We start from the raw sequence: 18,785 nt of genomic DNA on the forward strand, positions 1-18,785 counted from the left end.
TGGCTTGCGTCCGGCGCGCGCGGGAGACACAGGGGCCAAAATGCACAAGCAGATACGGGACACGCAAGTGACGGATGCAACCACCGACGGCCTCGGCGCCTCTGCGCCGGGCGGCGATATAGTGATCGAGCCTGCTACCGGCAAGCGCGGCCGCGAGGCCTTCGTCGACCTGGGCCGCCGCTTTGCCGCGCAGGTGCCGCACGCGGTGCCGCAACTGCGTTCGGAACAGCTCGAGCTCGTCCATCCGGAAAAGAACCCTTTCTTCGGTCACGCCGACGTGCAGCTTTTCATCGCCCACCGCGCAGGCCGGCCGGTCGGGCGGATCAGCGCGCATATAGACCGGCTCGCACTCGAAGTGCCCGCCGAACAGGGCATGGGGCCCGGCACCGGCATGTTCGGCTATTTCGATGCCGAGGATCAGGCAGTGGCCGATGCGCTGCTCCGGCTGGCGGAAGACTGGCTCAGGGCCAAGGGCATGACGCGCGTGCTCGGCCCGATTTCGATGTCGATCTGGGAAGAGCCGGGCCTGCTGGTGCGCGGGCAGGATCATGCGCCGATGATCATGATGGGTCATCACCCGGCGCAGTATGCGGACTTCATCACCGCACACGGGTACCGGCCCGCAAAGCGGCTCCACACCTACGACCTGGACATTTCGCAGGAATTCCCGCCGCTGGTCCGCCGGATCGTGAGGTCGGGCGAACGCAATCCGCGGATTCGCGTGCGCGAGGTGGATCTGCAGAATTACCAGAGCGAGATCGAGATCATTCTCGAGATCCTCAACGATGCATGGTCGGGTAACTGGGGCTTCGTGCCCCTGACCGAAGCCGAGGTCGCGCATACCGGCAAGAAACTGAAGCCGCTGGTCCATCCTGAACTCAACCGGATCGCGGAGCTGGACGGAGAGCCGGTCGCCTTCATGCTCACCCTGCCCGACATCAACGATCTGCTGGCGCGCACCAAGGGCAAGCTGTTCCCCTTCGGCTGGATTTCGACGCTGCGCTGGCTGCGCAAACCCAGGGGTGCGGGCATGCGCGTGCCGCTGATGGGCGTGCGCAGCCGGCTGCACAATTCGCAGCTGGCGGGCCAGCTCGCCTTCATGATGATCGACGAAATCCGCCGCTCGGCATCGGACCTGTTCGATTCCAAGCGCGGCGAGATCGGCTGGATTCTCGAGGACAACCAGGGGATGGTGGCCATCGCGGATACCATCGACAGCCGGATCAACCGCGAATACATCATCTACGAGAAGCATTTATAGCGGAACGCCCGGCACCCCGCGTCGTTCGATTGTCTGACCCTGCCCATCACCGGCACGGTTTTTCACCAGGGACGAATAAGACTATGCCGCCGGATGGCGCCCCTTCAGGCAAGACTCGAAAGTTCGGCCCCGTGCTTGTGGTGGAAGACGACGCAGCCCTGGCCCTTGCGGTGGAGGATGCGCTTCTGGATGCAGGCGCGAGCCGCGTGGTCATCGCTGCGAGCACCGCGCAGGCGACCGACACCCTGCGCGACGAGCGGTTCGAGACGGTGATCCTCGACGTTCACCTGGCAGACAGAGGCGATGGCTGGGCGATCGCCGAGCTGCTCCGCGCGCTCGGTGCGGATGCGCCCAGGGTCATCTTCGCCACCGGATCGCCGCAGGAAATCCCCGAGGACATCGCCGATCTGGGACCGGTTCTCGCCAAGCCGTACGATTTCGAACGCCTGGTGGAGCTTGCCCGCGCGCGGGCACGCACCGGCCTGTTCTCCCGCCTGCGGCGAGACTGACACCACCTTTATCACAATGCGCCGCTGCCGCTGCCGCTCAGGCGGGGGCCCTGCCCCCATGCGGCAGGCTCACCCGTCGCCGGCAACCGGACGGCAAAAAAAAAGGCCTTCGATCCGTCTGTTAACGGAACGAAGGCCTTCGGGATCGTATCACCAGCCGCTTGGACGGGAGGGGGGTCTCGGCGGTGATACAGGGAAAATGCACCGCACCCGCCCGGGTTCCACGCCCGACAATTTTTTTTGATATCTCCTCTTCGGCGGCTAGAGCCCAAGCCTTGGAACCGCCCTTCACGCCGCACGTTGCGAGGAAGGTTCAGACGGGAAAGAGAATTTATGTCCATTGGTGAAAATGTCGCTGCGAACCTCCCTTACCTGCGCCGCTACGCGCGCGCGCTCACCGGATCGCAGCAAACCGGCGACGCTTTCGTACGCGCCACGCTGGAGGCCGCGCTGGCCGATGACGACCTCAAAGCCTCGCTCGAAGGCGGCCGCGTGCCGCTCTACCGCGCGTTCAACAAGGTCTGGTCCAGCGCCTATCTCGAAGTTGCCGATCAGGGCGCCGAAGGCGCGGACCTGCCGGGCGACGTGGAGGCCGACCGCCTCCAGAACGTCACCCCGCTCAACCGGCAGGCGCTGCTGCTGACCACGCTGGAAGATTTCACGATCGAACAATCGTCCGAAATCATGGAAATCCCGGCCGAAGAGGTCGAAAAGATGGTGCAGGACGCGATTGCCGAGATCGATCGCGAATCCGCCACCAGCGTGCTCATCATCGAGGACGAGCCGCTGATCTCCATGCAGCTGGAAGATCTGGTGCGCGGGCTGGGCCACGACATCTGCGGCACCGCCGCCACCCGCACGCAGGCGCAGGAAGTCGTCGCGCAGAAGACCCCGGGCCTGGTGCTGGCGGATATCCAGCTTGCCGACGGGTCCTCCGGGCTCGACGCGGTGGACGATATTCTGAGCATCGGCAGCGTGCCGGTGATCTTCATCACCGCCTACCCCGAACGCCTGCTGACCGGCGACCGGCCCGAACCGACCTACCTGGTGACCAAGCCGTTCCAGGAAGCCACGGTGCGCGCGGCAATCAGCCAGGCACTGTTCTTCAATTCGAACCGCGAAGACGCCAACGCCTGACGCGGTCTACCGACCGACCCGATACGAAGAAGGGCTCCGCGATTGCGGGGCCCTTTCTGGTTTGGTTACGGGTTTTCTGCGGTGCGGCGGCGACCGGCACGCGGCCTCAGCCCTCGGGCTGATGATCGCCCAGCTTCTTGCTGCGCGCGCGCATGCGGAATTCGGTCGGCTTGCGCACCGGGACCTGCAGGACGCAGCGCACGCCTTCCGGTGCGAAGCGCAGATCGACCGGGTGCTTCAGCTCGTGCGCGACGATCTTCTCGATCAGTTCGGTACCGAACCCGCGCGAGCGGGTCTGCGGAACCGGGGGACCGCCCGCCTCCTGCCAGACGACCTCCACCAGACCGGCCTCCAGCCGCGACCATGTGACCGACAGCCGCCCTTCCTCCACGGAAAGCGCGCCGTATTTGGAAGCATTGGTGGCCAGCTCGTGGATCGCCAGGCCGAAGGAGAGCGCATCATTGGGCGCAAGCTCCACTTCGGGCCCTTCGAAATGCAGCGTATCGTCCTGGGTGTTCGCATAGGGCGCCAGCTCCGCCTCCAGGACGGCGCGTAGCGGAGTGGTGCCCCATTCGGACTGGGTCAGCAGGTCGTGCGTGGCCGAAAGCGCGCGAATGCGCCCGTCGAGACCGCTGGCGAAATCCTCCAGCGAACTGGCGCGCCGGCGGGTGAGAGCGACGATGGAGAGCACATTGGCCAGCGTGTTCTTGACCCGGTGATTGAGCTCGCGCGTCAGCGAATTGCGGATGGAGTTCTGCTCCGCATAGAAATCCAGCGCGGCCTGGTCTTCATGCGCCTGCTGGGTCAGCAGCCGCGCGACCAGCATCGAAAGGCTGGCCACTGCGATTCCGAACAGCAGCGTGATCATGGACAGCAGGGACAGTGCATCGCCGCGGGCGCTTTCCACCTCCACGGTCATCGGTCGATCGGCAAGCTGCACTTCGATGCGCGTGACATTGCCCGTGAGCCGTTCGGGCGCATGGGACGCGATCAGATTGGCGGGCTCGGGCGCCCCGTCGTACAGCCTCACGCCGCGCCCGCCGACCAGTTCGCGGGTCAGCACCGAATCGAGAAAATTCTGTGAATTGAACGGGCTGTAAACGAAGCCGCGGATCAGCTCCTGATCGGTACCGGGTTCGAACACCGGCATGTAGACGATGAACCCCGCACGCGCGCTCTCGCGGTTCTGGACCAGATCGAGCTTGCCGCTGGCGGTCGGCCGTCCGGTCCGGATGGCCTCCTGCATCGCCTCGCGCCGGGTTTTCTCGGAATACATGTTGAAGCCGACGGCAAGGCGGCTTTCTTCCTTCATCGGTTCGAAGAAGGTCACGGGAACCGCGAAGTTGCTTTCGCGCGATGGCCTGGGCTCGATGTCGAAGGCCTGGCCGGTTTCCGACGATACCAGCCTTTCGAACGCATCGATCTGGCCGCGTGGCACGATCGGGCTCCACCCGATCCCTACCGATCCGCGATAATCCGCATCCAGCCGCAGCTCGGTGGCGAAGCGGCGAAACAGGTTGGCCGGCACCCGGTCGAGCGTGCTGATGAGCGCGGCACCGGCAATCAGGTAGGACCCGCTGGTGTTGACCCGCCGGTCGAGCGAAGACGCAATCACCTGCGTCGTTTCGCCCAGAACGGCCTTCTCGCGCTGGCGCTCGCCGCGCTCGATCGCAAAAACGCTGAGCGCGGTGATCGCGGTGATCAGCAGAAAAATGATCACCGGCACTGCGCGCGGGTAATAGATCAGCCAACGTCGGAAGCGACGTACAGGGAGTGCGGAATCGGACGCCACTTGTACTCCGGCTTGTGTCTTGCACCCTGGCTTGGCGGGCGCGTGCTCTGTTCATCGGTCACTGGGGGAACCACGGGGTGGCCGCAACGTTCCGGCTATCTAGGATCGTTAACGGGAGAGGCGGGCTTGGGTTTCGGTTTCCGAAGGCCCATGTTAGCCGACAGACATGGACGACAATCAGAATCCGAAGCAAAAGAGCGCGCCCCAGGTGCGCGCCGACAAGGGTGAAAAGCCGATGGGTCAGCCTCAATGGGCGGACAGCTTGCGCAATCTGTACGATTCGGTCGTCGACGAGCCGATTCCCGACAGTTTCAAGGATCTGCTCGAACAGCTGGACGAACCGGACAAGAAGAAATCCGGCAAGGATGGGGGTGACGCATGAGTTCGCAGCCAGCCCCGGCCGCCGATCCGGTCGAGTTCAAGCGTGAACTGACGGCCGTGGTGCCGCATCTGCGTGCCTTCGCGCGCGGCCTGTGCGGTCGCCCGGACATGGCGGACGACCTCGTCCAGGAAACGCTGATGAAGGCATGGGCCGCGCAGGAGCGGTTCGAGCCGGGCACCAGCATGCGTGCATGGACCTTCGTGATCCTGCGCAATGCCTACCTGACCGACATGCGCCGCAACCGCTTCCGCGGCGAATATGACGAGAACGTCGCCGAGCGTATCCTGACCGCGCCTGCGGGCCAGGAAGAGCCTATCCACCTGTCCGACATGCACCGCGCGCTGCTGACCCTGCCGCCCGAGCGGCGCGAGGCTTTGCTGCTGGTGGGCGCAGGCGGCTTTTCCTACGAGGAAGCGGCCAATATCTGCGGCTGCGCGGTGGGCACCATCAAGAGCCGCGTGGGCCGTGCGCGCGCCACGCTCAACGCGATGCTCGCCGATGGCGACATTCCGCGCCGCTCGATCGACGACGACACCGCGCACCGCGCCATCCTCGAGGAACTGGACGATGTCGCCGCGGGCAATGGCCTTGCCGAGCCGACCAATGGGCGCACCTGACGATCGCGCGCGCGGTGCGCCGTGAGCGATCCCGGCGCCGGGCCGAACGCGGCCCCGAAACCGAAGGGCGGGTCCGCAAAGAAGCGTAACCTTCTTGCCGAGCAGGAACTGCGCCTCCTCAGCACGCTGGTACTGTTGCTGGGCATCGGATTATTCCTCGCCCTGCCTTTCGTGTTGTCGATCGGTTCGGTGGTGTTCCTGCCCTTGACCACCGCCGTGATCCTGTCGGTGCTGCTGGCGCCGCTGGCCGACCGTCTTTCGGCATGGGGCGTGCCCAACACGCTCGCCTCCGTCCTGTCCCTGCTGATTTTCGTCGCCATCGTGGTGCTGGCCTTCAGCGCCATCCTGCAGCCGGCCTTCAGCCTGTTCGACCGCTTGCCGGAACTGATCGAGCAGATCGGCGCGCGCTACGAGGAATTGCAGGCCGAATTCGCCTGGATCGCCAATGCCAATGATCGGCTGGCGGACCTGGTCGGCAGCTCGGGAGGAAACGAGGTCGTCCTAGCGGGACCATCTGTATTCCAGCAGGTCGCGATCAGCGCGCCGGTGCTGCTGCTGGAGGTGATGCTCACTTTCCTGATGGCCTTCTTCATGGTCGAGGCGCGCGGACGGCTGCGGCGCAACATCCTGTTCGGGCGCACCAGCTTCGGCACCAGCGTCAAGGCGGCGCGGGTCCTGCGCGAGGTGCAGGACCGGGTGGCGGCCTATATTCTGACGGTGGCGTGGATCAATCTGGGCGTCGGCATCGTGGTGGCGCTGGGCGCCTGGGCGATGGACCTGCCCGCGCCGATCATGTGGGGCGGCCTCGCCACGCTGCTGAACTTCATTCCCTATATCGGCCCGCTTGCGATGACCGCGCTGCTGACCCTGTTCGGGCTCGGCACGGCGGATACGGTCTTCCTCGGTCTGATCCCGCCCGTCGCCTACGTGGTGCTGCACGTGTTCGAAGCGAATGCCATCACGCCCGCGATCCTCGGGCGGCGCTTCACCATGAACCCGGTGATGATCCTGCTCGCCTTTTCGTATTTCACCTGGATCTGGGGCGCGGTCGGCGCGCTGCTGTCGGTGCCGATCCTGCTGATGCTGACCGCATTCTTCGACCATATCGGACGGCCCAACCTGCTGGGCTTCATCTTTGGCGAGCCGCTGTTCCAGACCCCCCTGATCGAACTGGACGCGGAAGGGGATACGGGCGCCGACGCCGCGACGGCCAGCGAGGCTCGCCCCGGCTGATCCCGCCGGGCAGGATCGCCGACTCAGGCAAAAGGGGCCGGACCGCTTCCGGCCCGACCCCTCGAATGTCCAACTAAGCGGGACTTACTGCGGATAGGTCCAGGTCTTGCCCCGCGCGAGGTTCTCGCTGGCGAAGGCCCAGTTCAGCTTCTCGGTCGTCAGCGCCTTGAGATAGGCGGGACGCGCGTTCTGGTGATCGAGGTAATAGGCGTGTTCCCACAGGTCGATCACGAGCAGCGGATTGACGCCGTCCTGGTCGGCCAGCGTATCGCCATCGTGGGTTTCCTCGATGGAGAGCTTGCCGCCCTTTTCGGCCAGCCACACCCAGCCGCTGGCGAAGTGGCCCGCGCCGCGTTCCTGCAGCTTTTCCTTCAGCGCATCGACCGAGCCGAACGCGCTTTCGATCATGCTCTTCAACTCGTCCGACGGGGCGCTTTCCTGGCCGGCCATCGAATTCCAGTAGAAGCCGTGGTTCCAGCTCTGGGCCGAGTTGTTGAACAGGCCCTGGTCGCTTCCGCGCGCCGCCGCGATGATCGCTTCGAGCGGCTTGCCGGCATGGTCGGTGCCTTCGATCGCCGCGTTGGTCTTGTCGATATAGGCCTTGTGGTGCTTGCCGTGGTGGTAGCTGAGCGTTTCGGCGGAAACCGCCGGGGACAGCACGTCGTCAGGATAGGGCAGCGGAGTTACTTCGAAAGCCATTTTGGTTTTCTCCCGTTTTTTGTGGGTTTGAAATCAGGTGTCGGTGCCTCAACGCGCGGGCGCGCCATCCGTTGCATCATCCGGCGTATTTTCGCCGTTTTCCCGGTCGGTCGCACTCGCCAGCGCCACATCGGCGGTGACGTTGGCCAGCGTGCGCATGATGTCCGGGATCATCTCCACCGCGACCAGCAGGGCGAGCGGTTCCACCGGAACGCCCATGGCCAGCGCAATCGGCCCGATGGAGACCACGAAGCTGATCGAGCCGGGCAGGCTGACCGACCCGATCGAGATCACGAAGGCGACCGCGAGGCCCGCCAGCATGGCGGGCAGGCCCAGCTCTATGCCGAACAGGTGCGCGACATAGATCGCCACGCCCAGGTTCATCGCGGGGCTGGTCGCGCGGAAGATCGCCACCGAAAGCGGCAGCACGAAATCGGCGACATTCTCGCTCACATCCAGCCGCCGCGCGCTGGCCAGCATCGCGGGCAGGCTGGCGAGCGAGCTCTGGGTGGAAATGGCCACCGCCTGCGCGGGCAGCATCGCGCGTGCGAAGGCGACCGGCCCGTGCCGCACCGCGCCCACGGCAAAGGCTGCGACCAGCACGATCCCGCCCATCGCCGCCACGCTGAGGATGTAATGGATAAGGGTCAGGAACGCCGCATCGCCCCCTGCCCGCACCGCCACGCCCAGCGCCAGCGCGAAGACGCCTACGGGCGCGAGCCACAGCACCCAGCCGATCACCATCAGCATCGCGTTGGCCACCGCTTCGAAGAAGCTGCGCAGGATAACCGACTGGTCTTCCGGCAGGCGGGTGATCGCCACGGCGAACAGCGCGAAGAATATCGTCAGCGGTAGCATCGCGGTCTCGGCGGCAGCGGCAACGATGTTGGGTGCAACCAGCGACAGGAAGAACTCGGCAAGGCCGGGCACTTGCTGCGGATCGACATTTTCCGCCAGCAGGCTCTGCGCGCCGGGCGGCGGCGGGATCGCGTCGAGCAGCAGGGGCAGCGCGATGATGGTCGCAAGCCCGCTGAAGACCAGCGTGGCGGCCACCAGCGTCAGCATGCGGCGCGCGGTCGCACCCGCTCTCGCCGCGCTCGCCAGCTGGGTGATGCCCAGCACCAGCAGCGCGGCGACCAGCGGGATGATCGTCATCTGCAAGGCCCGCAGCCACAGGGTGCCGACCGGCTGGACGACGGGCAGGATACGCTCCGCCACCGGCTGGCCCGCAATCAACGATCCGGCGATCAGCCCGGTCACGAGCCCGCCGAAGGTCCACCAGATGGGCAGGCGCAGCGTCACCAGCTTCGCCGGGCGTTGTGTTTCAGGTGCCGACAAGCGCGATTGCCCCCTTCCCTCTCACCGCCCGGGCGTCCACAAGCGCAGCCCACGCGAACCAGCTCCGGTATAGACCACAAGCAAGGGTGTGAAGACCTCTCCATGGCACGCAAGTATTTCGGCACCGACGGGATCCGGGGGGAAACCAACAAGGGCGCGATGACCGCGACGATGGCGATGCGCGTCGCGCAGGCGGCAGGCGCGCATTTCCGGCGCGGCGATCATCGCCACCGGGTGGTGATCGGCAAGGACACGCGCCTGTCGGGCTACATGATGGAAAGCGCGCTGGTGGCCGGCTTCACCAGCATGGGCGTCGACGTGATCCAGACCGGGCCGCTCCCCACGCCCGCAATCGCCATGCTGACGCGCGAGATGCGGGCGGACCTCGGCGTGATGATCTCCGCCAGCCACAATCCCTTCCGCGACAACGGCATCAAGCTGTTCGGGCCGGACGGCTTCAAGCTGTCCGACGAGCAAGAGGCGGCCATCGAAGCGCTGATCGAATGCGATCCCGACCTTGTCCCGGCGCAGGAGATCGGGCGGGCGCGGCGGATCGACGATGCGCGCGGTCGCTACATCCACGCGGTCAAGCAGTCGATCAGCGACAAGACCCGGTTCGACGATCTGAAAGTGGTGGTCGATTGCGCCAATGGCGCGGCCTATCAGGTGGCCCCCAGCGCGATCTGGGAACTGGGGGCTGAAGTCGTCACGATCGGCGTCGAGCCCAATGGCACCAATATCAACGACAAGTGCGGCTCCACCTCGCTCGACGCGGTGAAGGCCAGGGTGGTCGAAACCGGCGCGGATATCGGCATCGCGCTGGACGGTGACGCGGACCGGCTGATCGTGATCGACGAGAAGGGCGAGGCGATCGACGGGGACCAGATCATGGCCTCCATCGCCACGCGCATGGCCGAAAAGCAGCTGCTGCGCGGTGGCGGCGTGGTCGCCACGGTCATGAGCAACCTGGGGCTGGAACGCTATCTGGAAGGCGTCGGCCTGACGCTGGAGCGGACCAAGGTGGGCGACCGCCATGTGCTTTCCCGGATGCGCAGCGGCGGGTTCAACGTGGGGGGCGAACAGTCCGGCCACATGATCCTGCTGGACCATGCGACCACCGGAGACGGAACCGTTGCCGCGCTGCGCGTGCTCGCCAGCCTCGTGCGCTCGCAGCGCCCGGCAAGCGAGGAGCTGCGCATGTTCGATCCCGTTCCCCAGCTGCTGAAGAACGTGCGCTACGAAGGCGCCAGTCCGCTCGATGCAGCCAGCGTGCAATCGGCGATCGAGGATGCGGAACGGCAGCTGGCAGACCGCGGCCGTCTGGTGATCCGCGCGTCCGGCACCGAACCGCTGATCCGTGTGATGGCCGAAGGCGACGATGCGGGCGAGGTCGAATCCGTGGTCGACTCGGTGTGCGACGCGGTGCGCGAGGCAACCTGATGCACGAGTTCGCCAATGCTTGAAATGCGGCCCGATTGCGAACGCTGCGGCGCGGATCTTCCGCCATCGTCGCCCGGAGCGTTCATCTGCAGCTTCGAATGCACCTTCTGCGCGACCTGTGCCGAAGCGCTGGACGATCTGTGCCCCAATTGCGGGGGCGAACTGATGGATCGCCCCACCCGTGCGCCCAAGCTGCTCGAGCAGTATCCGGCCAGCAGCGAACGAAAGTTCAAACCATGACCGACAGCCCCCCTCCCCGCATCCTGTCCATCGCGGGCACCGATTCCAGCGGTGGCGCCGGTATCCAGGCCGATATCAAGACGATCGCAATGCTCGGCGGCTATGGCATGGCCGCGATCACCGCCATCACCGCGCAGAATACGCGCGGGGTCCAGGGGATCACCCCGCTGACGGGCGATTTCGTGGTCGAACAGATCGAATCCTGCCTCACCGATATCGGCGTCGACGCGATCAAGCTGGGCATGCTCCACGATGCAGGGATCGTGGCGGCCGTGGGCGAGTATCTGGGCAACGCGCCCGAAGCGCGCGGCGTGCCGATCATCCACGATCCGGTCATGGTTTCGACTTCGGGCGCGCGCCTGCTTCAGGAAGACGCGGTGCAATCCATGCGCGACACGCTGTTCCCGCTGGCGAGCCTGCTGACCCCCAATCTGCCCGAGCTTGAAATCCTCGCCGGGCACAGCCTGACGGACACCGGCGCCATCGTCGAGGCTGCGCTGGATCTCGCCAAGGCTTATGATTGCCACGTGCTGGCCAAGGGCGGTCACACTCAGGACGCGCGGGTGATCGACATTCTGGTCGGCCCCGAAGGATTCCTGATGCAGTTCGACGATGCGAGGATCGATACGCGGCATACCCATGGCACAGGGTGCACCCTGTCCTCGGCGATTGCCACGCTGGTCGGGCACGGGCAGCCGATGCATCACGCGATCCGGCTGGGGCGGCAATTCACCCGCGCCGCGATCGAGAACGCGCCGGGCCTGGGGGATGGCAACGGCCCGCTGGGCCATCAGGCCGTGCGCAGGCTGGAAGCCTAGCCCTTCAGCTCGTAGAATTTCGCGATCGCCGCCCACGCCTCCTCGGCGGTTTCGCACCAGGTGATCAGGTCGAGATCGCGCGCGGAGATCGTGCCTTCCTCGGCCAGCGCATCGAAATCGATCACCCGGTTCCAGAAATCCTTGCCGAACAGCAGGATGGGCAGCGGCTTCATCTTGCCGGTCTGAACCAGCGTGAGCAGCTCGAAAAATTCGTCGAACGTGCCGAACCCGCCGGGGAACACCACCACCGCCTTGGCGCGCAGCAGGAAGTGCATCTTGCGCAGCGCGAAGTAGTGGAACTGGAAGCTGAGATAGGCCGTGACGAAGGTGTTCGGCGCCTGCTCGTGCGGCAGCACGATGTTCAGCCCGATGCTCTCGCCGCCCGCATCGCTGGCCCCGCGATTGCCCGCCTCCATGATCGAGGGCCCGCCCCCCGTGGTAACGACGAACTGGCGCTGGCCGTTCTCGATGATCGCCTTTTCGGTGACCATGCGCGCCAGATTGTAGGCTTCCTGGTAGTATTTCGCCTTCTCGATCAGCCGCTCGATCGTCTTCTGTTCGGCTTCGGACTTTTCGACAGCGGATTCGCGCAGGGCGTCGACCTCTTCGGGCGAGGGAATCCGCGCGGACCCGTACATCACCATCGTGCTGCCCACGCCTGCCTGGTCGAGCAGCATTTCAGGCTTGAGCAGCTCAAGCTGGAAGCGCACCGGCCGCAGTTCGGGCCGCAACAGGAATTCCTCGTCGCGGAAGGCCAGCTTGTAGGCCGGATGGCGCGTCTGCGGGGTCTGTTCGGCGGAACAGGCCTCGTCGGCAAAACACGCTTCTTCTTCCGCTGCATAAAAGCGCCGATCGTACAGATCGCGCACACCACTGCTATTGCTCATGCAATGGGCGATAGGATGCAATGCGCGGGTGGGCAACCACTGGCTGGTCCGGCGCGCCGAGAGAGCCTAAGCATGCCTGCACGAACCGCGATGAAGCATTGAGCAGGGAGACGCACCACCAATGGTCGACATGGTACAACTCGAAGAGGGCGTCTGCGCCACCGGCCAGCTTTCGGCCGCGCAAATGTCCGAAGTGGCGGACAAGGGATTCAAGTCGGTGATCGGCAACCGGCCCGATGGCGAAGAGCCCGGCCAGCCGGAATGGAGCGTGCTGGAAGATGCCGCCCGGTCCGCAGGGCTGGAAACGCGCTTCATCCCGGTCGCCAGCGCGGAAGACCTCGCCGCGCAGAGCGGCGCCTTTGCGCAGGCGCTGGAGGCACTGCCTCGGCCGATCCTCGCCTTCTGCCGTTCGGGCGCGCGCACCGCGCGGCTCTACGAAGCTGCAAAATCGGGATAGCGGGGGCCTTCGCGTATCAGGGCGAAGCGGCAGGCTGGATGCCCCGTGAGGATTCGAACCTCAATTGACGGAGTCAGAGTCCGTAGTCTTACCATTAGACGACGGGGCAATAGCCGCGCGGCAAGCACCCTGCTCGATGAGAGACTCGGGCGTCCGCGAAGCGGCGCATCTAGAAAGCCTGCTCGCCAGCGTCAAGCACTCTCGGGGCCAGGCGGAGCACTGCGTCCGGAGCCCGCCCTTGCCCGAAGTCCGCCCGCACGGTAGCATGCGCGCTAGGTCCCCGCAGCATATGCGCTGCGGGCGGAATGGAAACTGAGTATTATGGCGGACTTCGCGCCGCCGGACGATGGAAAAAGGGCTGAGGACACGGGGAGCGAACCGTCCGGCGAGGTAGCGAAAAAGCGCTATCATCATTCTCCCAAGCCCACAGGATCGAAGACGCGCCAGCGCCCAGCCGATGGCAGGCCGCGCCATTCTGCGAACAAGAGCAATCCGCAGCCCGGTGGCCGCAGGCCTGCGAGGCAGGGGCGACAGGCCTATGCCGCGCTCGATCTGGGCACCAATAATTGCCGCCTGCTGATCGCCCGCCCCTCCGGCCAGGACTTTACCGTGATCGATGCTTTCAGCCGGGTCGTGCGCCTTGGCGAAGGCCTCGCGCTGTCGGGCAGATTGTCGGACGAGGCGATGGACCGCGCGCTGGGTGCGCTGCATGTCTGCGCGGAGAAACTGCGCCGCCGCAATGTCTTCCTTGCCCGGTCGGTCGCCACCGAAGCCTGCCGCCGGGCCACCAACGGGGCGGCCTTCATCGAACGCGTGCGGCAGGAAACCGGCATCGTACTCGATATCATCTCGGCGCAGGAAGAGGCGCGGCTGGCAGTGCTTGGCTGTCATGTCCTGCTGGAACAGGGCGAAGGCCCGGCGCTGATCTTCGATATCGGCGGCGGATCGACCGAGCTGATCCTGGTCGGCCCGGGCGATGGTGCGGTGCCGCGCATTCTCGACTGGCAGAGCGTGCCATGGGGCGTCGTTTCGCTGACCGATACGGTGATGCGCGAAGAAGCCCCCGCCCACGACGAGGCGGGCCGCCTGCGGCTCTATGCAGCCATGCGCCGGATGGTGGACGAGAGCTTCGCGCCTTTCGCCCAGCGGATCGACGCGGCCACGCGCGAGGAGGATATCCGCCTGCTGGGCACCAGCGGCACGGTGACCACGCTCGCCAGCCTGCACCTGCAGCTGCCCCATTACGACCGGCGCGCGGTCGACGGGCTGATCGTGCCTGCGCGTTCCATGCGCGAGATTTCCACCAAGCTTTCGCGCCTTAGCGAAGAGGAGCGCGGGCAGGTGCCGTGTATCGGGCCGGATCGCGCCGAGCTGGTGGTGGCCGGCTGCGCGATCCTCGAATCGATCCTCGACCTGTGGCCTGCGGACCGACTGGGCGTGGCCGATCGGGGAATCCGCGAAGGCATCCTGCGCAGCCTGATGGCGGCGGACTTTTCCGGCGAGGCCATGGCCCGCGCACAACGGGGCAGAGACTGACATGGGCCGATCCAGGGGCGATCCCGACAAGCGCGTACGCACGGCACGCCGCCGCACCGCATCCTCCACCCGATGGCTGGAGCGGCAGCTTAACGACCCCTACGTGCGCGAGGCGAAGGCGGCAGGCTATCGCAGCCGCGCGGCCTTCAAGCTGATCGAGCTGGACGAGAAGTTCGGCATTCTTCGCGGGAGCGAGCGGATCGTCGACCTGGGCATTGCGCCAGGCGGCTGGGCCCAGGTCGCGATCAAGAAGCGCCCGCAGGCCCGCATCGTGGGGATCGACCTGCTGCCGACCGAGCCGATCGAGGGCGTCACGATCCTGGAAATGGATTTCATGGCGGATGAAGCGCCGGATGCCATCATGGAGCACCTTGGCGGTGCGCCCGATCTGGTCATGTCGGACATGGCGGCCAATACGGTGGGCCACAAGCAGACCGATCACCTGCGCACCATGGGGCTGGTGGAAACCGCCGCCGACTTCGCGATCCAGACGCTGGCGCCCGGTGGACAGTTCCTCGCCAAGGTGCTGGCCGGGGGCACGGATGCGGAGCTGCTGAAACTGCTCAAGCAGAACTTCAAAACGGTTAAACACGCCAAACCCCCGGCGAGCCGCAAGGGCTCCTCGGAGTGGTACGTGGTTGCCCAGGGGTTCAAGGGCGGCCGGTCGGCGGGCGAGTGACCGCCCGCCTGGCCGCGCCGGGTCAGTCTTCGCTGACGGTCGCGGAAACCTGTTCGGGCACCGGCTGATCGTCGGACATGGCGCCTGCCGACTCGGGCTCGCCCGCTTCGGCACCTTCCACCGCACCCGGGCCCTCGCCCGGGAAATCGCTATCCGCGCCTTCGGCACCTTCTTCGGTCTCTTCACCTTCGGCCACCGGCTCGGGCAGCGGCGGGCCGCCGCCGTTTTCGAGCAGGTAGAGGATCACGTTGGCGCGGTCTTCCGGGTTGGAAAGCCCTGCGAAGCTCATCTTGGTGCCGCTGGCGAAGGCACGCGGGCTGGCGAGCCAGGCATCCATGTTTTCGAAATTCCATTCGCCGCCATGGCCCGACAGCGCCGAGCTGTAGGCGAATCCGGCAGCATGCTGGCCGATTCCGGTCCCCATGACACCATAGAGGTTGGGGCCGATGCCGTTCGCGCCGCCCTGGTTGATCGTGTGGCAGGCGGTGCACTTGGCGAACACGCCCTCGCCCGCGGACGCGCTGCCCGCGGCCAGCAGGTTGGCGAGCGGCGGGCCGCTGTCTTCGCCGCCTTCCTCGCCTCCGCCTTCAATGAAGTAGCCGGGCTCTTCCGGCGACTCGGGGTCGTCCGCGCCGAAGTAGTGCGAGCTGATGCTGGTCGCACCGAGCGCGATGATGCCCGAGAACAGGATCCACCCGAATGCGGTGTTACGATCGTCTTTCATCGAATTATGCCTGGCAGGTTAGCTTCATGGGATGCGCGCGCGATCTAGCCCCCGCGTCGGACATGCGCAAGTGCAACGCCACCGGTGTGAAAAAGGATTTGGCGACGCGCAACCGCTTGCAGGTGCCCCGCCCCCATGCCAATCGGTTCGCGTGACGACGGGGGCAAGCACGAATGAAGGGGCGGTCGACGCCTGGCGTGCTGTGCGCGACGATCCCGATATCCAGTTCGAACCGATTGCCCCGCCCGACGCGCCCGAGACGCCCGACTGGCTGCTCGCCGTCGGTGATTTCCTCGCCTATGTTTTCGGCTTCGTGGCGCGCGGGTTCGTTTTCGCGTGGCCCGTGCTGCAATGGGTGTTGATCGCAGTCGGCATTGCCTTGCTGGCGCTGCTGATAGCGCGGATTTTCGGCGTGCCCATCCTCCGGCGGCGGGAGAAATCCGACGCCGATAAGGCCAGCGTCACGCCCGACCGGGCGGAAGCGCAGGCGCTGCTGGGCGATGCTGACGCGCTGGCGGCGCAGGGCCGTTATGGCGAGGCGGTCCGCCTGTTGCTCGCGCGCAGTATCGGCCAGATCGCCAGCCGCCGCCCCGATCTGGTCCAGCCGTCGAGCACCGCGCGCGAGCTGTCGCGACTCGATTCGCTGCCCGACAAGGCACGCGCCGCCTTTTCGGCCATCGCGCGCAGCGTGGAACGCGCGCTCTTCGCGCTGGAAGACCTGAGCGAGCGGGACTGGCACGAAGCGCGCGCCGCCTACGCCGATTTCGCGCTGGAGCCGCGCTGATGGCAGCCCGGGCCAATCCTTCCGCCTTCGGCAAGCGCGGCACCTTTGCGCTGGTCGCCTTCGCGATCCTCGCCTTCGTGGCCTTCCTCTATCTGGTGGGACAGGGCGGTTTGTCGGGCAGTGGCAATAATGGTCAGTCGCATGTCGCGGGCAACGGACTGAACGGGTTTTCCGCGCTGGCCCGGATGCTGGAGGCGGACGGCACGCCGGTGGCCCGCTCGCGTGAGCGCGGCGCGCTGGACGATCCGGGACTGCTGGTGCTCACCCCGCCCCAGCAGGTCGACACGGACGAGCTGGACGAGATCATCGCGCGCCGCCGCACGATCGGGCCGACGCTGGTGATCGCGCCCAAGTGGATCGCCTTTCCGGTTGGCGATGCGGCGGATCAGCCCGGCTGGGTCGCGCTGGCGGGCGCTGCCCCGGAATGGTCGTTCGACCTCGATGGCGAAACCTACGATCTGGTGGGCGAAACCGCGCTGGAGCGCGCGCCCCGATGGTCCGGCCTTTCACTTGGCGGCCGCCTGCCGAGCGAGAAGGCGTTGATGCATTTCAGCGCCAACGAAACGCAGGACCGGATCGCACCGCTCGTGCAGGATGAAGAGGGGCACATCCTCGCGGGCCACCTTGTGGACGATGGCAGCTACCGCGCGGGCGAGCTCTACTTCGATCCGGACTGGGGCGGCGACCTGCCCGTCTATGGCGTGATGATCGTGGCCGAGCCGGATCTGCTCAACAACTGGGGCCTTGCGGCTGAAAGCCGCGCGGCACTTGCGCTGGAGCTGGTCGAGATTGCACGCCAGGGCACCGATGCGCCGGTCCGCTTCGACCTGACGCTGAACGGCCTTGGCGGATCGCGCAACCTGCTGACACTGGCGTTCGAACCGCCCTTCCTCGCCGCGACACTCACACTGCTGCTGGCACTCGCCATCGCCATGTGGCGTGCCTTCAACCGCTTCGGCCCCTCCCTGCGCCCCACGCCCGCCATCGCGGCGGGCAAGGGCCAGCTGGTCGCCAATGGCGCGCAGGTGATCGGCCGCAGCGGGCGCATGCACCTGCTGCGCGATCCCTACGCCAATCTGGTGGGAGCGCGCGTGCTCGAACGGCTCGGTCTGCGCGAAAGGCAGGGCGAAGCGATCGAGGCAATCCTGCGCGAACGCGGCGAAGACGCGCTGGCGCAGGCGATGGAAGACCTGCGCGATGCGCGCGGGAACACGGAAACTTTGCGCGCAGCACGCGCGCTGCGCGAAACAGAACTGCGCGAATCGGAAAGGACCACTAAGGTATGACTGCCGCTCTCGAAACGCTCCGGGGCCTGGCCGCCAACGTCAAGGCCGAGGTGGGCAAGGCCATCGTCGGCCAGGAGGACATCGTCGACCACCTGCTGGTCGCGCTGATCGCGCAGGGCCACGTGCTGATGGAAGGCCCGCCGGGAACGGCAAAAACCTTCCTTGCGCAGTGCTTCGCACGCGCCACCGGCCTGGATTACGGGCGCATCCAGTTCACCCCCGATCTGCTGCCGGGCGATATCCTGGGTTCCAACCTGTTCAACTTCCAGACAAGCCAGTTCACGCTGACGCGCGGCGCGATCTTCACCGAACTGCTGCTGGCGGACGAGATCAACCGCACCCCGCCCAAGACGCAGGCCGCGCTGCTGGAGGCAATGCAGGAACGCCGCGTGACGCTCGACGGCGAAACGCACGTGCTGCCCGACCGGTTCATGGTGATCGCGACGCAGAACCCGATCGAGAGCCAGGGCGTCTACCCGCTGCCCGAAGCCCAGCTCGACCGGTTCCTGTTCAAGCTGCTGGCCGAATATCCGAGCGAAGAGGAAGAGGCGAACATCGTCGCCCGCTTCGGTGCGCAGCAGGGCCCGCCCCGGCCGGAGAACCTGGGCGTGGAGGCCGTCACCACCCGCGAGGCCCTGCAGGAGAGCATCGCCAGCGTGAGCGCGGTGACGCTGGCGCCCGAAAACGTCGAATATGTGGTGCGGCTGGTGCGCGCGACGCGCGGCCATGCCGATCTCGCCACGGGCGCCTCCCCGCGCGCGGCCGTGCTGCTGGGCAATGCGGCCCGCGTGCGCGCGGCGCTGGAAGGCCGCGATTACGTGGTGCCCGACGATATCAAGGCGCTGGCAACCGCCGTGCTGCGGCACCGCCTGATCCTCTCCGCCGCCGCCGAGATCGAGGGGCGCGAGGTCGAGGCGATCGTCGGCGACCTGATCGAAAGCACCGAGGCGCCGCGCTAGCGCGCGC

Annotated in this window: 20 protein-coding genes and 1 tRNA gene; 15 read left to right on the plus strand and 6 right to left on the minus strand. The window is 66.3% G+C overall.

Going from position 1 to position 18,785, the window contains the following annotated elements:
* The first annotated feature begins 40 nt into the window (after positions 1-40).
* The 3 genes from ADAD_RS0114775 to ADAD_RS0114785 all read left to right on the plus strand — a co-directional run bounded on the left by ADAD_RS0114775 (position 41) and on the right by ADAD_RS0114785 (position 2,907).
* A complete protein-coding gene (locus tag ADAD_RS0114775) occupies positions 41-1,261 on the plus strand; it encodes an N-acetyltransferase (RefSeq protein ID WP_237700844.1) in 1,221 nt (406 codons plus the stop codon).
* 140 nt (positions 1,262-1,401) lie between these two features.
* Positions 1,402-1,770, plus strand: a complete 369-nt coding sequence (locus tag ADAD_RS0114780) for a response regulator (protein ID WP_237700845.1) — start codon at positions 1,402-1,404, stop codon at positions 1,768-1,770.
* Positions 1,771-2,103: 333 nt separating this feature from the next.
* Positions 2,104-2,907: a response regulator gene (locus ADAD_RS0114785; protein WP_010415364.1), complete on the plus strand. Its 804-nt coding sequence runs from the start codon at positions 2,104-2,106 to the stop codon at positions 2,905-2,907.
* Between the two features lie 106 nt (positions 2,908-3,013).
* On the opposite strand, the gene ADAD_RS0114790 is transcribed toward ADAD_RS0114785, so the two are convergent.
* A complete protein-coding gene (locus ADAD_RS0114790; protein ID WP_237700846.1) occupies positions 3,014-4,627 on the minus strand; it encodes a CHASE domain-containing protein in 1,614 nt (537 codons plus the stop codon).
* A gap of 238 nt (positions 4,628-4,865) precedes the next feature.
* On the opposite strand from ADAD_RS0114790, the gene ADAD_RS0114795 reads away from it, so the two are divergent.
* The 3 genes from ADAD_RS0114795 to ADAD_RS0114805 are packed head-to-tail and all read left to right on the plus strand — an operon-like array spanning position 4,866 to position 6,931.
* The gene (locus ADAD_RS0114795; protein ID WP_010415368.1) at positions 4,866-5,081 is read left to right on the plus strand and encodes a NepR family anti-sigma factor; all 216 of its coding nucleotides are present in this window, start codon (positions 4,866-4,868) and stop codon (positions 5,079-5,081) included.
* The gene (locus ADAD_RS0114800) at positions 5,078-5,698 is read left to right on the plus strand and encodes a sigma-70 family RNA polymerase sigma factor (protein WP_010415369.1); all 621 of its coding nucleotides are present in this window, start codon (positions 5,078-5,080) and stop codon (positions 5,696-5,698) included. The genes ADAD_RS0114795 and ADAD_RS0114800 overlap by 4 nt, the downstream gene beginning before the upstream one ends.
* A gap of 21 nt (positions 5,699-5,719) precedes the next feature.
* A complete protein-coding gene (locus ADAD_RS0114805; RefSeq protein ID WP_010415372.1) occupies positions 5,720-6,931 on the plus strand; it encodes an AI-2E family transporter in 1,212 nt (403 codons plus the stop codon).
* Positions 6,932-7,015: 84 nt separating this feature from the next.
* Here ADAD_RS0114805 and ADAD_RS0114810 read toward each other — a convergent pair whose 3' ends face one another.
* Entirely contained in the window at positions 7,016-7,630 is a 615-nt protein-coding gene (locus ADAD_RS0114810; protein WP_010415377.1) for a superoxide dismutase, read from the minus strand.
* 48 nt (positions 7,631-7,678) lie between these two features.
* Positions 7,679-8,968: a dicarboxylate/amino acid:cation symporter gene (locus ADAD_RS0114815; RefSeq protein ID WP_010415380.1), complete on the minus strand. Its 1,290-nt coding sequence runs from the start codon at positions 8,966-8,968 to the stop codon at positions 7,679-7,681.
* A gap of 102 nt (positions 8,969-9,070) precedes the next feature.
* On the opposite strand from ADAD_RS0114815, the gene glmM reads away from it, so the two are divergent.
* The 3 genes from glmM to thiD are packed head-to-tail and all read left to right on the plus strand — an operon-like array spanning position 9,071 to position 11,466.
* Positions 9,071-10,408 carry a phosphoglucosamine mutase gene (gene glmM, locus ADAD_RS0114820; RefSeq protein WP_010415381.1) on the plus strand — a complete coding sequence of 446 codons (1,338 nt, stop codon included), beginning with the start codon at positions 9,071-9,073 and terminating at the stop codon, positions 10,406-10,408.
* A 15-nt stretch (positions 10,409-10,423) separates the two neighbouring features.
* Positions 10,424-10,648 carry a DUF1272 domain-containing protein gene (locus ADAD_RS0114825; protein WP_010415383.1) on the plus strand — a complete coding sequence of 75 codons (225 nt, stop codon included), beginning with the start codon at positions 10,424-10,426 and terminating at the stop codon, positions 10,646-10,648.
* Positions 10,645-11,466, plus strand: coding sequence for a bifunctional hydroxymethylpyrimidine kinase/phosphomethylpyrimidine kinase (thiD, locus tag ADAD_RS0114830; RefSeq protein WP_010415385.1), 822 nt, complete (start codon positions 10,645-10,647; stop codon positions 11,464-11,466). Before ADAD_RS0114825 ends, thiD begins: the two co-directional genes overlap by 4 nt.
* Here thiD and ADAD_RS0114835 read toward each other — a convergent pair.
* A complete protein-coding gene (locus tag ADAD_RS0114835; protein ID WP_010415387.1) occupies positions 11,463-12,353 on the minus strand; it encodes an LOG family protein in 891 nt (296 codons plus the stop codon). The two genes, thiD and ADAD_RS0114835, sit on opposite strands and share 4 nt — an antisense overlap.
* A 121-nt stretch (positions 12,354-12,474) precedes the next feature.
* Here ADAD_RS0114835 and ADAD_RS0114840 point away from each other — a divergent pair, with 121 nt between their 5' ends.
* Positions 12,475-12,810: a beta-lactamase hydrolase domain-containing protein gene (locus tag ADAD_RS0114840; RefSeq protein ID WP_010415391.1), complete on the plus strand. Its 336-nt coding sequence runs from the start codon at positions 12,475-12,477 to the stop codon at positions 12,808-12,810.
* 35 nt (positions 12,811-12,845) lie between these two features.
* On the opposite strand, the gene ADAD_RS0114845 is transcribed toward ADAD_RS0114840, so the two are convergent.
* Positions 12,846-12,919 (minus strand) — tRNA-Gln (locus ADAD_RS0114845).
* 212 nt (positions 12,920-13,131) lie between these two features.
* On the opposite strand from ADAD_RS0114845, the gene ADAD_RS0114850 reads away from it, so the two are divergent.
* Together ADAD_RS0114850 and ADAD_RS0114855 are read left to right on the plus strand one after the other, a co-directional pair.
* Entirely contained in the window at positions 13,132-14,346 is a 1,215-nt protein-coding gene (locus ADAD_RS0114850) for a Ppx/GppA phosphatase family protein (protein WP_010415393.1), read from the plus strand.
* Between the two features lies 1 nt (position 14,347).
* Positions 14,348-15,025 carry an RlmE family RNA methyltransferase gene (locus tag ADAD_RS0114855; protein ID WP_010415396.1) on the plus strand — a complete coding sequence of 226 codons (678 nt, stop codon included), beginning with the start codon at positions 14,348-14,350 and terminating at the stop codon, positions 15,023-15,025.
* A gap of 22 nt (positions 15,026-15,047) precedes the next feature.
* Here the strand turns inward: ADAD_RS0114855 and ADAD_RS0114860 are convergent, their stop codons facing one another.
* Entirely contained in the window at positions 15,048-15,749 is a 702-nt protein-coding gene (locus ADAD_RS0114860) for a c-type cytochrome (protein ID WP_010415399.1), read from the minus strand.
* Positions 15,750-15,900: 151 nt separating this feature from the next.
* Between ADAD_RS0114860 and ADAD_RS0114870 the strand changes: the two genes are divergently transcribed.
* From ADAD_RS0114870 to ADAD_RS0114880, 3 genes are read left to right on the plus strand one after another with little or no spacing between them, the layout of a single operon-like run.
* Positions 15,901-16,533, plus strand: coding sequence for a hypothetical protein (locus ADAD_RS0114870; RefSeq protein ID WP_010415402.1), 633 nt, complete (start codon positions 15,901-15,903; stop codon positions 16,531-16,533).
* Positions 16,533-17,819 (plus strand): DUF4350 domain-containing protein, encoded by a 1,287-nt coding sequence (locus tag ADAD_RS0114875; protein WP_010415404.1) that lies wholly within the window; start codon positions 16,533-16,535, stop codon positions 17,817-17,819. The genes ADAD_RS0114870 and ADAD_RS0114875 overlap by 1 nt, the downstream gene beginning before the upstream one ends.
* Positions 17,816-18,778, plus strand: coding sequence for an AAA family ATPase (locus tag ADAD_RS0114880; RefSeq protein ID WP_010415407.1), 963 nt, complete (start codon positions 17,816-17,818; stop codon positions 18,776-18,778). The genes ADAD_RS0114875 and ADAD_RS0114880 overlap by 4 nt, the downstream gene beginning before the upstream one ends.
* Positions 18,779-18,785: the final 7 nt, after the last annotated feature.

The sequence above is a fragment of the Citromicrobium sp. JLT1363 genome (assembly GCF_000186705.1).
Lineage (GTDB): Bacteria > Pseudomonadota > Alphaproteobacteria > Sphingomonadales > Sphingomonadaceae > Alteriqipengyuania.

What these genes read in the sequence shown, in the direction of transcription:
- ADAD_RS0114875 (WP_010415404.1), top strand. Translation starts at nt 16,533, where the DNA reads ATGGCAGCCCGGGCCAATCCTTCCGCCTTCGGCAAGCGCGGCACCTTT.
- ADAD_RS0114800 (WP_010415369.1), top strand. Translation starts at nt 5,078, where the DNA reads ATGAGTTCGCAGCCAGCCCCGGCCGCCGATCCGGTCGAGTTCAAGCGT.
- ADAD_RS0114880 (WP_010415407.1), top strand. Translation starts at nt 17,816, where the DNA reads ATGACTGCCGCTCTCGAAACGCTCCGGGGCCTGGCCGCCAACGTCAAG.
- ADAD_RS0114855 (WP_010415396.1), top strand. Translation starts at nt 14,348, where the DNA reads ATGGGCCGATCCAGGGGCGATCCCGACAAGCGCGTACGCACGGCACGC.
- ADAD_RS0114775 (WP_237700844.1), top strand. Translation starts at nt 41, where the DNA reads ATGCACAAGCAGATACGGGACACGCAAGTGACGGATGCAACCACCGAC.
- glmM (WP_010415381.1), top strand. Translation starts at nt 9,071, where the DNA reads ATGGCACGCAAGTATTTCGGCACCGACGGGATCCGGGGGGAAACCAAC.
- ADAD_RS0114840 (WP_010415391.1), top strand. Translation starts at nt 12,475, where the DNA reads ATGGTCGACATGGTACAACTCGAAGAGGGCGTCTGCGCCACCGGCCAG.
- ADAD_RS0114835 (WP_010415387.1), bottom strand. Translation starts at nt 12,353, where the DNA reads ATGAGCAATAGCAGTGGTGTGCGCGATCTGTACGATCGGCGCTTTTAT.
- ADAD_RS0114860 (WP_010415399.1), bottom strand. Translation starts at nt 15,749, where the DNA reads ATGAAAGACGATCGTAACACCGCATTCGGGTGGATCCTGTTCTCGGGC.
- ADAD_RS0114785 (WP_010415364.1), top strand. Translation starts at nt 2,104, where the DNA reads ATGTCCATTGGTGAAAATGTCGCTGCGAACCTCCCTTACCTGCGCCGC.
- ADAD_RS0114850 (WP_010415393.1), top strand. Translation starts at nt 13,132, where the DNA reads ATGGCGGACTTCGCGCCGCCGGACGATGGAAAAAGGGCTGAGGACACG.
- thiD (WP_010415385.1), top strand. Translation starts at nt 10,645, where the DNA reads ATGACCGACAGCCCCCCTCCCCGCATCCTGTCCATCGCGGGCACCGAT.
- ADAD_RS0114810 (WP_010415377.1), bottom strand. Translation starts at nt 7,630, where the DNA reads ATGGCTTTCGAAGTAACTCCGCTGCCCTATCCTGACGACGTGCTGTCC.
- ADAD_RS0114795 (WP_010415368.1), top strand. Translation starts at nt 4,866, where the DNA reads ATGGACGACAATCAGAATCCGAAGCAAAAGAGCGCGCCCCAGGTGCGC.
- ADAD_RS0114825 (WP_010415383.1), top strand. Translation starts at nt 10,424, where the DNA reads ATGCTTGAAATGCGGCCCGATTGCGAACGCTGCGGCGCGGATCTTCCG.